General features: G+C 59.1%; 14 protein-coding genes. 11 read left to right on the top strand and 3 right to left on the bottom strand.

Features of this window, described 5'->3' with window-relative positions; genetic code table 11:
* Window positions 1–29 precede the first annotated feature (29 nt).
* On the bottom strand, window positions 30–1,019 hold the full coding sequence (tauA, locus tag ACZZ0G_RS10250; protein ID WP_463556070.1) for a taurine ABC transporter substrate-binding protein: 990 nt from the start codon (window positions 1,017–1,019) through the stop codon (window positions 30–32).
* Between the two features lie 364 nt (window positions 1,020–1,383).
* On the opposite strand from tauA, the gene ACZZ0G_RS10245 reads away from it, so the two are divergent.
* The 8 genes from ACZZ0G_RS10245 to ACZZ0G_RS10210 all read left to right on the top strand — a co-directional run bounded on the left by ACZZ0G_RS10245 (window position 1,384) and on the right by ACZZ0G_RS10210 (window position 8,648).
* Entirely contained in the window at window positions 1,384–2,727 is a 1,344-nt protein-coding gene (locus ACZZ0G_RS10245) for an OprD family porin (protein WP_463556069.1), read from the top strand.
* A gap of 296 nt (window positions 2,728–3,023) precedes the next feature.
* Window positions 3,024–3,662, top strand: a complete 639-nt coding sequence (locus ACZZ0G_RS10240; RefSeq protein ID WP_077574963.1) for a peroxiredoxin — start codon at window positions 3,024–3,026, stop codon at window positions 3,660–3,662.
* A gap of 246 nt (window positions 3,663–3,908) precedes the next feature.
* Window positions 3,909–4,502 (top strand): NADPH-dependent FMN reductase, encoded by a 594-nt coding sequence (ssuE, locus tag ACZZ0G_RS10235; protein WP_034151973.1) that lies wholly within the window; start codon window positions 3,909–3,911, stop codon window positions 4,500–4,502.
* A 90-nt stretch (window positions 4,503–4,592) separates the two neighbouring features.
* Window positions 4,593–5,558, top strand: a complete 966-nt coding sequence (locus tag ACZZ0G_RS10230; RefSeq protein WP_007913834.1) for a sulfonate ABC transporter substrate-binding protein — start codon at window positions 4,593–4,595, stop codon at window positions 5,556–5,558.
* A 25-nt stretch (window positions 5,559–5,583) separates the two neighbouring features.
* A complete protein-coding gene (gene ssuD / locus ACZZ0G_RS10225) occupies window positions 5,584–6,732 on the top strand; it encodes an FMNH2-dependent alkanesulfonate monooxygenase (RefSeq protein ID WP_463556068.1) in 1,149 nt (382 codons plus the stop codon).
* A gap of 8 nt (window positions 6,733–6,740) precedes the next feature.
* A complete protein-coding gene (ssuC, locus tag ACZZ0G_RS10220) occupies window positions 6,741–7,523 on the top strand; it encodes an aliphatic sulfonate ABC transporter permease SsuC (RefSeq protein ID WP_003229260.1) in 783 nt (260 codons plus the stop codon).
* Window positions 7,520–8,326 carry an aliphatic sulfonates ABC transporter ATP-binding protein gene (gene ssuB, locus ACZZ0G_RS10215; RefSeq protein WP_463556067.1) on the top strand — a complete coding sequence of 269 codons (807 nt, stop codon included), beginning with the start codon at window positions 7,520–7,522 and terminating at the stop codon, window positions 8,324–8,326. The genes ssuC and ssuB overlap by 4 nt, the downstream gene beginning before the upstream one ends.
* A gap of 106 nt (window positions 8,327–8,432) precedes the next feature.
* Window positions 8,433–8,648: a TOBE domain-containing protein gene (locus ACZZ0G_RS10210; RefSeq protein WP_003229256.1), complete on the top strand. Its 216-nt coding sequence runs from the start codon at window positions 8,433–8,435 to the stop codon at window positions 8,646–8,648.
* A gap of 175 nt (window positions 8,649–8,823) precedes the next feature.
* Here ACZZ0G_RS10210 and ACZZ0G_RS10205 read toward each other — a convergent pair whose 3' ends face one another.
* Entirely contained in the window at window positions 8,824–9,450 is a 627-nt protein-coding gene (locus tag ACZZ0G_RS10205) for a TetR/AcrR family transcriptional regulator (RefSeq protein WP_034151970.1), read from the bottom strand.
* A gap of 227 nt (window positions 9,451–9,677) precedes the next feature.
* The gene (locus tag ACZZ0G_RS10200; RefSeq protein ID WP_007913842.1) at window positions 9,678–11,054 is read right to left on the bottom strand and encodes a glutamine synthetase family protein; all 1,377 of its coding nucleotides are present in this window, start codon (window positions 11,052–11,054) and stop codon (window positions 9,678–9,680) included.
* Window positions 11,055–11,332: 278 nt separating this feature from the next.
* On the opposite strand from ACZZ0G_RS10200, the gene ACZZ0G_RS10195 reads away from it, so the two are divergent.
* From ACZZ0G_RS10195 to ACZZ0G_RS10185, 3 genes are all read left to right on the top strand, one after another.
* Window positions 11,333–11,689 carry a gamma-glutamyl-gamma-aminobutyrate hydrolase family protein gene (locus tag ACZZ0G_RS10195; RefSeq protein ID WP_463556066.1) on the top strand — a complete coding sequence of 119 codons (357 nt, stop codon included), beginning with the start codon at window positions 11,333–11,335 and terminating at the stop codon, window positions 11,687–11,689.
* A gap of 94 nt (window positions 11,690–11,783) precedes the next feature.
* Window positions 11,784–13,142 (top strand): glutamine synthetase family protein, encoded by a 1,359-nt coding sequence (locus ACZZ0G_RS10190; RefSeq protein WP_122596641.1) that lies wholly within the window; start codon window positions 11,784–11,786, stop codon window positions 13,140–13,142.
* A 56-nt stretch (window positions 13,143–13,198) separates the two neighbouring features.
* Entirely contained in the window at window positions 13,199–14,563 is a 1,365-nt protein-coding gene (locus ACZZ0G_RS10185) for an aspartate aminotransferase family protein (RefSeq protein WP_463556065.1), read from the top strand.
* The last annotated feature ends 125 nt before the right edge of the window (window positions 14,564–14,688 follow it).

The following is a 14,688-nucleotide window of genomic DNA, read 5'->3' as shown; positions in this document are numbered from 1 at the left end:
TGTGGGAGCGAGCCTGCTCGCGAAGCTTTTTACTGGGCGATGAACTTCGCGCTGACATACGGCGAGTAGTCCGGCAGCACCGTCTCAACCTTGCCCTGTTCCTTCAAAAACTTCGCCGTCTCGCCAATCGCCTTCGCCGTGCCGCCGTCCAGCAGCGCCGTGGTTTGCTGCGCCTTGGCATCCGGGAACGCCGAACCCGCGAGCAATTCCGGCACATCGGCGGCATTGGCACCGGTCAGTTTGGCGATTTTCTGCACCGGCTCCGAGTCAGCCGTCCAGCTGTCTTTATGCGCCGCGTAATCGGCAAATGAATCCAGCGTGACCTTGGCGAACTTCGCGACAACGTCAGGATGCTTGTCAGCGAAATCCTTACGCGCGACCCAGACTTCGAAGGTCGGCGTGCCCCACTGGCCGACCTGCGCCGCATCGGTCAGGGTCTTGCCGGTCTTGCGGATCTCCCCCAGCGCCGGCGACCAGACAAACGCGCCATCGATATCGCCACGCTTCCACGCCGCGGCGATCTCTGCCGGTTGCAGGTTCACCACTTTGACTTTCGAGCTATCCAGGCCCCAGTGCTTGAGTGCGCCGAGCAGGCTGTAGTGGGAGGTGGAAACGAAGGGCGTAGCGATGGTCTTGCCGACCAGATCCTGCGGAGTATTGATGCCGCTGCCATTACGCACCACCAAGGCTTCGGCGGCATTGATCTGTGCCGAAACAATGAAGGCCACGATGGGCAGATTGCGTGAAGCGGCGGCGGCCAACGGGCTGGAACCGAGGTTACCGATCTGCACATCGCCGGAAGCGATGGCTGTCACAACTTCCGGGCCGCTGTTGAAGCGGCGCCAGTCGATTTTCTCGCCGATGGTTTTCTCGTAGACGCCGTCAGCCTGGGGGACTTTGCTCGGGTCGATACCGGTTTGATAACCCACGGTGAGGGTGGCGGCATGGGCCGAAAAAGAAATCAGTGCTGACACACAAACTGTAACAAATTGACTAGATAGTGCGCGTTTGGCCATCATGGCGTCGCCTTTTCGATAGGGTTTGACGATTTGGGGTTGCGCCAAAGCTAATCGATATAAAAAAAGGCTAACAAATACCATTTAGGAATGAGCTTAGTCGCCGATACGCTGTATCGCGGCGGAGATGGCACGATAATGGCCATATTCCGAAATGATATGAAAAAGAATGAATAAATTCTTTTTGGGTTTATCAGGAAATCTTTACTCTGCACGGACCAAATCACTGCGATTAGACCTTGGTCGTAGACACACAAGGTTACGATTGACTTGTCAGTCACGGTCTGGCGCTAATCGCGCATCTTAGGACCCAGGGCATCAGACCCCGGGCCAGGAACACAAGAATTAGAAACGAGAGGAGCTTTACATGAACAAGTCCACCTTGGCCCTGGCTGTGGCCGTAGGGGTTATGGCGCAGCAGGCAGGCGCCGCCGGTTTCATCGAAGACAGCAAAGCTACCTTGGGGCTGCGTAACTTCTACATCAACACCGATAACCGTGATGGCGCTGGCGCCAACAAGAACGAAGAGTGGGGCCAAGGCTTCGATCTGCGTTTCATCTCCGGTTACACCCAAGGTACTGTTGGCTTCGGTATCGATGCCATCGGCCTGCTGGGCGTGCGCCTGGATTCGGGCGGCGGCACCAACGGCAACAGCGGCACCGCTTACGGCGGCACTGTGTTCCCTAGCGAGTCCAATGGCAAAGCCGTGGACAACTTCTCCAGCCTGGGTCTGACTGCCAAAGCCAAGATCTCCCAGACCGAACTGAAGCTGGGTACTCTGCAGCCGAAGAACCCGGTCATCGTGACCAACGACGGTCGTCTGCTGCCACAAACCTGGCAGGGTGGCCAGATCACTTCCGGCGAAATCAAGGACCTGACCCTGGTCGGTGGTCAGATCGAAGCCGTGAAAGGTCGTAACTCCAGCAACAACGAGAACCTGTCGATCGGTGGTGCCAACAGCCGTGGCACTGCGTTCCGTGACAGCAACAAGTTCATCTACGCCGGTGGTGACTACAAAATCACCAAGGACCTGACTGCCCAGTACTACTACGGCAACCTGGAAGACTTCTACAAGCAGCACTTCCTGGGTCTGGTTCACAACTGGGCCATCGGCCCGGGCGTATTGAAGTCCGACTTCCGTTACTTCAACAGCTCCGATGACGGCAAGAACGGCACTGATTCGGCTTACTACAGCAGCGGTAACTACACCGGTTTCCGTAACGGTCGTGGCGAAGTCGACAACAACCTGTACAGCGGCCTGTTCCTGTACACCGTTGAAGGTCACACCTTCGGCGGCGGCTACCAGGTTTCCAACGGCAGCAGCGACTTCCCTTGGCTGAACCAGGGCGACGGTTCGTCGAACTACACCATCACCGACATGCAGATTCAGAAGTTCGGTCGTGCCGGTGAGAAAACCTGGCAGGCTCGCTACTCGTATGACTTCGCTAAAGTTGGCGTACCTGGCCTGACCGCCGGTGTCGTTTACCTGAAAGGCGATTCGATCGACACCGTTGGCACCAACGGTCGTGAGAACGCTTCGAACCGTTCCGAGTGGGAACGCGACTTCACCATCGGTTACGTTGTTCCGGAAGGCCCGTTCAAGAACGTCGGCCTGATGTGGAAAAACGCTGTCTGGCGCACCGACCTGCCGAACACCCGTTCGCAGGACGAAAACCGCCTGATCGTCAGCTACTCGATCCCGCTGCTGTAATAGCGCGTCTCGATTCGTTGACGTAAAAAAAGCCCCGTCCGGCATCGCGCCGGACGGGGCTTTTGCGTTTTCGAGTCAGGCCCACCCCCGTAAGCCCTCCCCGAATTTCCCTCTTTACTGCAACTCAAGGCCTTCTCGAACCTTGCGACCGATGTTCGTCGGGATGCCGTTCAGCGTCCAGTGAACAGATGTTTAATATTCACTTATGATCTAGATATCTGATTATTTATTCTTTTTCATGATGGCAAATCCCGAGCTACAGTTGAGGTCTCCAACAACTCATCAGGAGCAGCACCATGAGCCTCAGACTCGGCGACATCGCCCCCGATTTCGAACAGGATTCCAGCGCCGGCAAGATTCGTTTTCACGAATGGCTGGGCGATAGCTGGGGCGTACTGTTCTCCCACCCGGCGGACTTCACCCCGGTGTGCACCACGGAGCTGGGCTTCACCGCCAAGCTCAAGGATGAGTTCAGCAAGCGTGGCGTCAAGGCCATTGCGCTGTCGGTCGACCCGGTGGACTCGCACCACAAGTGGATCGAAGACATCAACGAAACCCAGAACACCATCGTCAACTTCCCGATCCTGGCCGATGCCGATCGCAAGGTCTCGGATCTGTATGACCTGATCCACCCGAACGCCAACGACACGCTGACCGTGCGTTCGCTGTTCGTGATCGATCCGAACAAAAAGATTCGCCTGACCATCACGTATCCGGCGAGCACCGGGCGCAACTTCCACGAGATTCTGCGGGTGATCGATTCGCTGCAGCTCACCGACAACTACAAGGTGGCCACCCCGGCCAACTGGCAGGACGGTGAAGAGGTAGTGATCGTGCCTTCGTTGAAGGACGAGGAAGAGATCAAGCAGCGCTTTCCGAAGGGCTATCGCGCGGTGAAGCCGTACCTGCGCCTGACGCCACAGCCGAACAAGTGATCTCACCGGGCAGATCGTTCCCACGCTCCGCGTGGGAACGATCAGTGGTAGCTACTAAGCAGGGGATTTCAGGCCGTTTCGACGGCCTTTTTTTTCGCCTGAATAAACTCGAATTGCATATCTCTAAAATGCATAACCAAATGAATAAATATGATTTATGGATATATAAATCAGCTGGTAAGGTCACTCCCATCGAAGCGAGATCGCAACCCGCGAATCGCCTGTAACGCTTAAGGAATTGTCTCAATGCTGGTCGTCTCACTCGGTGGCAGTCCCAGCCTGCGCTCCCGTTCCGGGGTGCTGCTGGAACGCTCGCAACGCTGGTTGCAACAGCAAGGGGTGGAAGTGGTGAGTTATCAGGTGCGGGATTTCCCGGCCGAGGATTTGCTCCATGCCCGCTTCGACAGTCCGAAGGTGCTCGACCTGCTGCAACAGATTGAAAACGCTGACGGCCTGCTGATCGCCACACCGGTTTACAAAGCGTCGTTCTCCGGCGCCCTGAAAACCCTGCTGGATCTGCTGCCCGAACGCGCCCTGAACCACAAGATTGTCTTGCCGATGGCTACCGGCGGCAGCATCGCCCACATGCTGGTGGTCGATTACGCGCTCAAGCCTGTGCTGTCGGCATTGAAAGCCCAGGAAATGCTTCAGGGAATTTTCGCCGAGGACAGCCAGATCGCTTACGGCGAAGGCAGTGCCGCCGCACAACTGGCTCCGGCGCTGGAGCAGCGTCTGCATGAAGCGCTCGATCAGTTTGTCGGCGCCATGGCCCGCCGCCCGAAACCCCTGGAACCGGGCCTGTTGAACGAACGTTTGTTGAGTGCTCGCTGGAGCATTTAAGCCTCACCCGAACTTGATGTACTTCACCTTACTCAGCCGCTAACGGCCAAGCAGGTGCAGCCAAAACCCAACAGCAAAAAGGAGAGCGCTATGCGCACTGTATTTTTGCGTCGTGGTCTGGTCGCTCTGTTTGCTGCGGCTGTCACCTTCGGCGCCATCACTCAAGCTCAAGCCGAGACCCTTCGGATCGGTTATCAGAAGTACGGCACGCTGGTGCTGCTCAAAGCCAAAGGCACTTTGGAAAAACGTCTGGCCGCTCAGGGCGTCGACGTGCAATGGACTGAGTTCCCCGGTGGCCCGCAGTTGCTCGAAGGTCTGAACGTCGGCTCGATCGACTTCGGTGTCACTGGCGAAACCCCACCGGTCTTCGCCCAAGCAGCTGGCGCCGATCTGCTTTACGTCGCCTACGAACCGCCTGCGCCGAACAGCGAAGCGATCCTTGTGCCGAAAGACTCGCCGATCAAATCGGTGGCCGATCTCAAAGGCAAGAAAGTCGCCCTGAACAAAGGCTCCAACGTCCACTATCTGCTGGTGCGTGCACTGGAAGACGCCGGCCTCAAATACTCCGACATTCAAACCGTATTCCTGCCACCCGCCGATGCTCGCGCCGCGTTCGAGCGTGGCAGTGTCGACGCCTGGGTCATCTGGGATCCGTACCAGGCCGCCGCCGAGAAACAACTGCAAGCGCACACCCTGCGTGATGGCAAAGGCATCGTCGACAACCACCAGTTCTACCTCGCGACCAAACCTTACGCGCAGAAAAATCCCGAGGTGATCAAGACCCTCGTTGAGGAAGTGCGCGCGGTCGGCGAATGGTCGAAAGCCAATCCTGAAGACGTGACTCAACAAGTCGCGCCACTGCTCGGCCTGCCGGCGGACATCACCCTGACCTCGGTGAAACGCCAAGGCTACGGCGCGTTGTTCCTGACCCCGGAAGTGGTCGCCGCGCAGCAGAAAATCGCTGACACGTTCTTCCAGCTCAAGCTGATTCCCAAGCCGCTGAGCATCAAGGACGTGATCTGGACACCACCGGCCGCTGTGGCTAAAGCGCAGTAATTCGAATTCCTAAGGAGACCACTCCATGAGCCTCAATATCTTCTGGTTCCTGCCCACCCACGGCGACGGCCATTACCTTGGCACCGCCGAAGGCGCGCGCGCCGTCGACCACGGTTATCTGCAACAGGTCGCGCAAGCGGCGGATCGTCTGGGCTTCGGCGGTGTGCTGATTCCTACTGGCCGCTCTTGCGAAGATTCGTGGCTGGTGGCGGCGTCGCTGATCCCGGTGACCCAGCGCCTGAAGTTCCTCGTTGCCCTGCGTCCCGGGATCATTTCCCCGACGGTCGCGGCGCGGCAGGCAGCCACGCTCGATCGTTTGTCCGGCGGTCGTGCTCTGTTCAATCTGGTCACCGGTGGCGACCCCGAAGAATTGGCTGGCGACGGTCTGTTCCTCAGCCACGAAGAGCGCTATCAGGCTTCGGTGGAATTCACCCGCATCTGGCGTCGTGTGCTGGAAGGCGAAACCGTTGATTACGATGGTCAGCACATCAGCGTGAAGGGCGCGAAGTTGCTCTATCCGCCGATCCAGCAACCGCGTCCGCCGCTGTACTTCGGTGGCTCGTCGGAAGCGGCGCAAGATTTGGCCGCTGAACAAGTGGAAATGGTCCTGACCTGGGGCGAGCCACCGGCAGCGGTGTCCGAGAAGATTGCCCAAGTCCGGGCCAAAGCCGCCAAGCTTGGCCGCACCGTGCGCTTCGGTATTCGTCTGCACGTGATCGTCCGTGAAACCAACGCTGAAGCGTGGCAAGCGGCGGATCGTTTGATCTCGCATCTGGATGACGACACCATCGCTCGCGCTCAGGCTTCGCTGGCACGTTTCGATTCGGTCGGCCAGCAACGCATGGCCGCGCTGCATGGCGGTAGCCGCGACAACCTCGAAGTCAGCCCGAACCTGTGGGCCGGCGTCGGTCTGGTGCGCGGCGGTGCCGGTACGGCGCTGGTCGGCGATGGCCCGACCGTCGCAGCGCGCGTGAAGGAATACGCCGATCTGGGCATCGACACGTTCATCTTCTCCGGTTATCCACACCTCGAAGAATCCTATCGCGTCGCCGAACTGCTGTTTCCGCACCTCGACATCGAGCGTCCGGAGCTGCCGAAAAGCGCCGGTTATGTCAGCCCGTTCGGCGAGATGGTCGCCAACGACATTCTTCCCAAAGCCGCGTCGCAGAGCTGAGGCGCGCCATGAAGAAAATCATCCACAGCCTCGCGCCCTGGGCGTTGCCGGTGTTGTTGCTGGCGGTGTGGCAGTTGTCGGTGTCGGCCGGTTGGTTGTCGACGCGGATTCTGCCGGCACCGGTGGCGGTGATCGAAGCCGGCGTGAGCCTGGTGCGCAGCGGCGAAATCTGGACGCACCTGGCGATCAGTGGCTGGCGCGCGGCGCTGGGTTTCACCATCGGCGGCAGCATCGGTCTGGTCTTGGGCTTCATCACCGGCCTGTCGAAATGGGGCGAACGCCTGCTCGACAGCTCGGTGCAGATGATCCGCAACGTGCCGCACCTGGCGCTGATTCCGCTGGTGATCCTCTGGTTCGGCATTGACGAGTCGGCGAAGATTTTTCTGGTGGCGTTGGGCACCTTGTTCCCGATCTACCTCAACACTTATCACGGCATCCGCAATGTCGACCCGGCGCTGGTGGAGATGGCGCGTAGTTACGGCTTGAGCGGTTTCAGCCTGTTCTGGCAGGTGATTTTGCCGGGTGCGCTGCCTTCGATTCTGGTCGGTGTGCGCTTCGCTCTGGGCTTTATGTGGCTGACGCTGATCGTCGCGGAAACTATCTCCGCCAGCTCCGGCATCGGCTATCTGGCGATGAACGCCCGGGAGTTTTTGCAGACCGACGTGGTGGTGCTGGCGATCCTGCTTTACGCGGTACTCGGCAAACTCGCCGACCTCGCGGCCCGTGGACTTGAGCGTGTGTGGTTGCGCTGGCATCCGGCCTATCAGGTTGCCAAAGGAGGTGCGGCATGACCGCTCAACAACCTCCACGCCTGTTGCGCGGGATTCCGCTGGCGGTGCGCAACCTGCAGAAAACCTTCGGCACGCGGCAGGTGCTGCGTGACATCGATCTGCACATTCCGGCGGGGCAATTCGTCGCCGTGGTCGGGCGCAGTGGCTGCGGCAAAAGTACCTTGCTGCGCTTGCTCGCCGGCCTCGATCAACTGACTGGCGGCGACTTGCTGGCCGGTTCTGCGCCACTCAGCGATGCGCGGGAAGACACCCGATTGATGTTCCAGGAAGCACGTTTGCTGCCGTGGAAAAAGATCATCGACAACGTCGGCCTCGGGCTTAAAGGCAACTGGCGTCCGCAGGCATTGGATGCATTGGAAGCAGTCGGTCTGGCGGATCGCGCCAATGAGTGGCCGGCGGCTTTGTCCGGTGGACAGAAGCAACGCGTTGCGCTGGCTCGGGCGCTGATCCATCAGCCGCGCCTGCTGTTGCTCGACGAACCGCTCGGCGCGCTGGACGCGCTGACCCGCATTGAAATGCAGCAACTGATTGAGCGCCTCTGGCAGCAACACGGCTTCACCGTGCTGCTGGTGACCCACGACGTCAGCGAAGCGGTAGCGATTGCCGACCGGGTGATTCTGATCGAGGACGGCGAAGTCGGCCTCGACCTGCATGTCGAACTGCCGCGGCCGCGAGTGCGTGGTTCGCACAGACTGGCGGCGCTGGAAACCGAAGTGCTTAACCGTGTTCTCTCCCTGCCTGGCGAACCGCCAGAGCCGGAACCTGTTTCACCACTGCCTACGCAACTGCGTTGGGCGCAATGAAGCAGCTGCGAGCTTCAAGCTACAAGCTACAAGTAGACGCGCTGTGCTTTTGCTTGCCGCTTGATGCTTGCCACTTGCCGCTTATTTCGACCTCAGGAGAAATATCATGACTATCAAAGCCATCAACGTCCGTAACCAGTTCAAAGGCTCGATCAAGGAAATCGTCCTCGGTGACGTGCTGTCGGAAATCGACGTGCAGACCGCTTCGGGCATCGTTACTTCGGTGATCACCACCCGCTCGGTCAAGGAGCTGGAACTGGTGGTCGGCAGCGAAGTGATTGCCTTTGTGAAATCCACCGAGGTGTCGATCGCCAAGTTGTAAGCCTGTGAGTAAAAAACAACCCCGGAGGGCGTGAGCCCTTCGGGGTTTTTTGTTATCTGCATCAGCTCGATCGTTCCCATGCTCCGCGTGGGAATGCCTCTAGGGACGCTCCGCGTCCAGTGACGCGGAGCGTCACGGGCTGCATTCCCACGCAGAGCGTGGGAACGATCATGGCTCAGCGCTTGGGTAGATACGGCGGCAAATACAGCCCAATGTAAGCATCAAACACGCGCATCCCTTCCTCGGCCATGCGCGGCGTAATCTGTCCATGTTGCTGCACCGAACGCGCATAAACCCGGTCACCCAACTCCATCGCCAAGGCAAACACATCGACATCCTCCGGCAGCCTTGGCAACTCGAAGTGATGGTCGAACAGCTTGTGCATCAAGTCGCCCAGTTCGATGTCGTGCTGGCGGTCAGCCTGGGTCACTTCGGTCAGGCCATGCTGAGCAAGGATCAACTGGCGCGCCGCCGCGTCTTCGTCGTAGATCTCCAGCATGCGCTGTTCGACCAGTCGCGACAGATCACGCCAGTCACGCAGCGCCTCATGGTCGATCGGTGCTTGCAGGCAGGCGCGAAATGCTGCGTGGACATCCGCCGTCAGTGCTTCGAGCAACGCCGGGACGCTCGCGAAGAAGTGGTACACGGAGGAGGGCGGAATCTGCGCACGCTCGGCGACACTGTAGATCGACAGACTCGCCACGCCCTCGGCGGCCAGCAGCGTGCGCGCGGCGTCGAGTATCGAGTCGATGCGCGCCTGGCTGCGGGCACGGGGTTTGCGGACGGGGGCGGGTCGCGTCATGGAAGTCTCCTGCGGGGCTGCGGGCATTGTACGAGCCGGCTTGTGCGTTGTCTTGTCGGCCGCTTCGCGAGCAGGCTCGCTCCCACATTTGATCTCCAGTGAACTTGAGTATTTGTACACACAGCCCCCTGTGGGAGCTAGCCTGCTCGCGAACCGCCGCAGGCGGCCATAAAAAAACGCCGTTGGCTGAATCAGCCAACGGCGTTTTTTCCTGAAGCTACAACCGCTTAAACGGTATGCAGATACCAGTTGTACTCAAGGTCGGAGATGGAGTGTTCGAACTCCTCCAGCTCGCTTTCCTTGCAGGCGACGAAGATATCGATGTATTTCGGATCGATGTACTTGGCCATCACCTCGCTGTCGTCCAGCTCGCGCAGGGCATCGCGCAAGTTGTTCGGCAGGCTTTGTTCGTTCTGCTCGTAGCTGTTGCCTTCGACAGGCGCGCCCGGTTCGATCTTGTTGGTCAGACCGTGGTGCACGCCGGCCAGAACCGAAGCCATCAGCAGGTACGGGTTGGCGTCGGCACCGGCCACGCGGTGTTCGATACGCACGGCATCGGACGAGCCGGTCGGTACGCGAATCGCCACGGTGCGGTTGTCCAAGCCCCAGCACGGCGAGTTCGGCACATAGAACTGTGCGCCGAAACGACGGTAGGAGTTGACGTTCGGGCAGAGGAAAGCCATCTGCGCGGGCAGGGTCTCGAGCACACCGCCGATCGCGTGACGCAGCGCGGCGTTCTGCTCGGGATCCTCGCTGGCAAAAATGTTTTTGCCTTCTTTATCCAGAATCGAAATGTGTACGTGCAGACCATTACCTGCCTGGCCCGGGTACGGCTTGGCCATGAAGGTGGTGTCCATTTCATGGTCGTAGGCGATGTTCTTGATCAGACGCTTGAGCAGTACCGCGTAGTCGCACGCCTTGATCGGGTCGGCAACGTGGTGCAGGTTCACTTCGAACTGCGCCGGGGCACTTTCCTTGACGATGGCGTCGGCCGGGATGCCTTGCTCTTTGGCACCTTCCAGAATGTCCTGGAGGCAGTCGACGTATTCGTCGAGGTCGTCGATCAGGTAGACCTGCGTCGAGTGCGGGCGTTTGCCGGAGATCGGCGAGCGTGGCGGCTGAGGGCGGCCGTTCACGTTTTCCTGGTCGATCAGGTAGAACTCGAGTTCGAAAGCCGCGCAGATGGTCAGGCCCAGCTCGTCAAACTTTGCAACAACTTGACGGAGCACTTCGCGCGGATCGGCGAAGAACGGGTCGCCTTCGAGTTCGTGCATGGTCATCAACAGTTGCGCGGTCGGGCGCTTCTGCCATGGCTCGTTGCACAGGGTATCGGGGATCGGATAGCAGATACGATCGGCGTCGCCGATGTCCAGGCCCAGGCCGGTGCTTTCCACCGTTGAACCGTTGATATCCAGAGCAAATAGAGAGGCCGGCAGGTTGATGCCTTTCTCGTAAACCTTGTGGAGGCTGGTGCGTTCAATGCGCTTGCCGCGCACCACACCATTCATATCCGCAATCAGAAGGTCAACGTACAGAACCTCAGGATGTTCCTTAAGGAACGCGTTCGCTTCGTTAAGCTGAACGGCACGCGGGGGTACCGACATGATGCAACACCTTTGTTGTTAAAAATATCAATCATTGATCTTTTCTGGTTTCAGTCAACCCGAACGGCCTGCCGAAGTCAAGCGAGGCCTTTTTTGCCCTAAAAAAGCGCTGTGAGGGCATTTATGGGGCACTTTGGGGCGGTTTTTAGTCCTTGTGACGCTGGGCACCCGCGGGCTTGAGCAGGCCGTGTTGTATTTTTTACGGGGGTGTTGTGTAAAAAAATGAACAAGGCTAAGCTCCGATCAAACCCATAACAGCAATAATACCGGGGTGCTTCATGTCTCGCCTGCCGTTAATCGGCATCACCGACTGCTCGCAACAGTCCGGTCTGCATGCTCATCACATCAGTGGCGACAAATCCGTCCGTAGCGCAGCCAGCATGGCGCGCAGTCTGTCGACGAACTTCTCGTCAGCAGCAGGCGAAACGGCAGCGTCCGATATTCTGGACGTACGGGAAAGCATCCTGTTTATGGCGTCTCCTTCCAATATAGATCTCTTTCACTGCCAAAGCCTGTGCCGCTTGCCAAGCCGTGCTCATGATTCTGCACGCCTGGACTGTGCACAGGAAATGCAACGCCAGCGTAAAGGGCAGGTAAGCTCCTCTTTCATTGTCTATGCGCGGTGCCGGGCGTAAGCCGGTACTGCGCGAGCAAGCCCCCTTTAACGCGACGCTCAAAGCGTCAAACTTTGCCTGACATCATGTCAGGAGACTCAGCCCAGAGGCATTTATGAGTAACAACCTCGACCAGCTCACCGATTGGTTGAAAGACCACAAGATCACAGAAGTCGAATGCATGATCGCCGACTTGACCGGTATCACCCGGGGCAAGATTTCGCCGACCAACAAGTTCATCGCCGAAAAAGGCATGCGTCTGCCAGAAAGCGTGCTGTTGCAGACCGTGACCGGCGACTACGTCGAAGACGACATCTATTACGAACTGCTCGACCCGGCCGACATCGACATGATCTGCCGCCCCGACCAGAACGCTGTGTACATGGTGCCGTGGGCCATCGAGCCGACTGCGCAGGTGATCCACGACACCTACGACAAGCAAGGCAACCCGATCGAGCTGTCGCCGCGCAACGTCCTCAAGAAAGTCCTCAAACTCTATGCCGACAAGGGCTGGCAGCCAATCGTGGCGCCGGAAATGGAGTTCTACCTGACCAAGCGCAGCGACGACCCTGACTATCCGTTGCAACCGCCGATCGGTCGCTCGGGCCGGCCGGAAATCGGTCGTCAGTCGTTCTCCATTGAAGCGGCGAATGAATTCGACCCGCTTTTCGAAGACGTCTACGACTGGTGCGAACTGCAGGAACTGGATCTCGACACGCTGATCCACGAAGACGGCACGGCGCAGATGGAAATCAACTTCCGTCACGGCGACGCGCTGTCGCTGGCCGACCAGATTCTGGTGTTCAAGCGCACCATGCGTGAAGCGGCGCTCAAGCACGATGTGGCTGCGACCTTTATGGCCAAGCCGATGACGGGCGAGCCGGGCAGTGCGATGCACTTGCACCAGAGCATCATCGACATCGAAACCGGCAAAAACGTCTTTTCCAATGACGACGGGACCATGAGCCAGCTGTTCCTGCACCACATCGGTGGCCTGCAGAAACTGATTCCCGAGCTGTTGCCGCTGTTCGCGCCGAACGTCAACTCGTTCCGCCGCTTCCTGCCGGACACCTCGGCACCGGTCAACGTCGAGTGGGGCGAAGAAAACCGCACCGTCGGCCTGCGCGTACCGGATGCCGGCCCGCAGAACCGTCGCGTCGAAAACCGTCTGCCGGGCGCTGACGCCAACCCGTATCTGGCGATCGCCGCGAGCCTGCTCTGCGGTTACATCGGCATGGTCGAAGGCCTTAACCCGAGCGCACCCGTCGTTGGCCGTGGTTACGAGCGCCGCAACCTGCGCCTGCCGCTGACCATTGAAGACGCGCTGGAACGTATGGAAAACAGCGCGACCATCGAGAAGTACCTGGGCAAAACGTTCATCACGGGCTACGTCGCGGTAAAACGGGCCGAGCATGAAAACTTCAAGCGCGTGATCAGTTCCTGGGAGCGTGAGTACCTGCTCTTCGCCGTCTGATACGCCAGGCGCGGCCCTGAAAAGCCGCGCCTTCACCGATAACAAGGAGAATTGGCATGACCAGCAACAACCCGCAAACCCGCGAGTGGCAAGCACTCAGCAATGATCACCACCTGGCGCCGTTCAGCGACTTCAAACAGCTGAAAGAGAAGGGCCCGCGGATCATCACCAACGCCAAGGGCGTTTACCTGTGGGACAGCGAAGGCAACAAGATCCTCGACGGTATGGCCGGTCTCTGGTGTGTGGCCATCGGTTATGGTCGCGATGAGCTGGCCGACGCGGCCGCCAAACAGATGCGCGAACTGCCGTACTACAACCTGTTCTTCCAGACCGCGCACCCGCCGGCACTGGAACTGGCCAAGTCGATTGCCGACGTGGCGCCGGAAGGCATGAACCACGTGTTCTTCACTGGTTCCGGCTCCGAAGGCAACGACACCATGCTGCGTATGGTTCGCCATTACTGGGCGATCAAAGACCAGCCAAACAAGAAAGTTATCATCAGCCGCAAGAACGGTTATCACGGTTCGACCGTGGCCGGCGCGAGCCTCGGTGGCATGACCTATATGCACGAGCAGGGCGACTTGCCGATCCCGGGCATCGTGCACATCGCGCAGCCGTACTGGTTCGCCGAGGGTGGCGACATGTCCCCGGAAGAATTCGGTATCTGGGCGGCCAATCAGCTGGAAGAGAAGATTCTCGAAGTCGGCGTCGACAACGTCGGTGCCTTTATTGCCGAGCCGATCCAGGGCGCCGGCGGCGTGATCATTCCGCCCGACACTTACTGGCCGCGCATCAAGGAAATCCTTGCCAAGTACGACATCCTGTTCGTGGCGGACGAAGTGATCTGCGGTTTCGGCCGTACCGGTGAGTGGTTCGGTAGCGATTTCTACGACCTCAAGCCCGACATGATGACCATCGCCAAAGGCCTGACTTCCGGCTACATCCCGATGGGTGGCCTGATCGTTCGTGACTCCGTTGTTGCGGTGCTCAACGAAGGTGGCGATTTCAACCACGGCTTCACCTACTCCGGTCATCCGGTGGCAGCAGCAGTGGGCCTGGAAAACATCCGCATCCTGCGCGATGAAAAAATTATCGAGAACGCCCACAACGAAACGGCACCGTATTTGCAGAAACGTCTGCGGGAACTGAACGATCACCCGTTGGTGGGTGAAGTTCGCGGAGTTGGTCTGTTGGGCGCGATCGAGCTGGTGCAGGACAAGGCCACGCGCACGCGTTACGAAGGCAAGGGCGTCGGCATGATCTGCCGCCAGTTCTGCTTCGACAACGGCCTGATCATGCGCGCTGTGGGTGACACCATGATCATCGCGCCGCCGCTGGTGATCAGCAAAGCCGAGATCGATGAGCTGGTTACAAAGGCACGCAAGTGTCTGGACCTGACCCTCAGTGCATTGCAGGGCTAAGTGCTAGGCTTTGAGCGGGAGAGCCGTGGCGCTCTCGCGCAAAGCTGTCAGAAAGGCTGGTCTTTTCTTGAAAGACCGCCTCGGATCTTGCCAGACTAGCCGCGGTTCCAGTTGTCCGGGTTCGG

The organism is Pseudomonas sp. AC169 (genome assembly GCF_979258515.1).
Note: the sequence above shows the minus strand (reverse complement) of the source record. Positions and strands in the feature narration are given on the sequence as shown.

Excerpts from the sequence above, each read along its gene's own strand:
- tauA (WP_463556070.1), bottom strand. The coding sequence starts at position 1,019 with ATGATGGCCAAACGCGCACTATCTAGTCAATTTGTTACAGTTTGTGTG.
- ACZZ0G_RS10245 (WP_463556069.1), top strand. The coding sequence starts at position 1,384 with ATGAACAAGTCCACCTTGGCCCTGGCTGTGGCCGTAGGGGTTATGGCG.
- ACZZ0G_RS10240 (WP_077574963.1), top strand. The coding sequence starts at position 3,024 with ATGAGCCTCAGACTCGGCGACATCGCCCCCGATTTCGAACAGGATTCC.
- ssuE (WP_034151973.1), top strand. The coding sequence starts at position 3,909 with ATGCTGGTCGTCTCACTCGGTGGCAGTCCCAGCCTGCGCTCCCGTTCC.
- ACZZ0G_RS10230 (WP_007913834.1), top strand. The coding sequence starts at position 4,593 with ATGCGCACTGTATTTTTGCGTCGTGGTCTGGTCGCTCTGTTTGCTGCG.
- ssuD (WP_463556068.1), top strand. The coding sequence starts at position 5,584 with ATGAGCCTCAATATCTTCTGGTTCCTGCCCACCCACGGCGACGGCCAT.
- ssuC (WP_003229260.1), top strand. The coding sequence starts at position 6,741 with ATGAAGAAAATCATCCACAGCCTCGCGCCCTGGGCGTTGCCGGTGTTG.
- ssuB (WP_463556067.1), top strand. The coding sequence starts at position 7,520 with ATGACCGCTCAACAACCTCCACGCCTGTTGCGCGGGATTCCGCTGGCG.
- ACZZ0G_RS10210 (WP_003229256.1), top strand. The coding sequence starts at position 8,433 with ATGACTATCAAAGCCATCAACGTCCGTAACCAGTTCAAAGGCTCGATC.
- ACZZ0G_RS10205 (WP_034151970.1), bottom strand. The coding sequence starts at position 9,450 with ATGACGCGACCCGCCCCCGTCCGCAAACCCCGTGCCCGCAGCCAGGCG.
- ACZZ0G_RS10200 (WP_007913842.1), bottom strand. The coding sequence starts at position 11,054 with ATGTCGGTACCCCCGCGTGCCGTTCAGCTTAACGAAGCGAACGCGTTC.
- ACZZ0G_RS10195 (WP_463556066.1), top strand. The coding sequence starts at position 11,333 with ATGTCTCGCCTGCCGTTAATCGGCATCACCGACTGCTCGCAACAGTCC.
- ACZZ0G_RS10190 (WP_122596641.1), top strand. The coding sequence starts at position 11,784 with ATGAGTAACAACCTCGACCAGCTCACCGATTGGTTGAAAGACCACAAG.
- ACZZ0G_RS10185 (WP_463556065.1), top strand. The coding sequence starts at position 13,199 with ATGACCAGCAACAACCCGCAAACCCGCGAGTGGCAAGCACTCAGCAAT.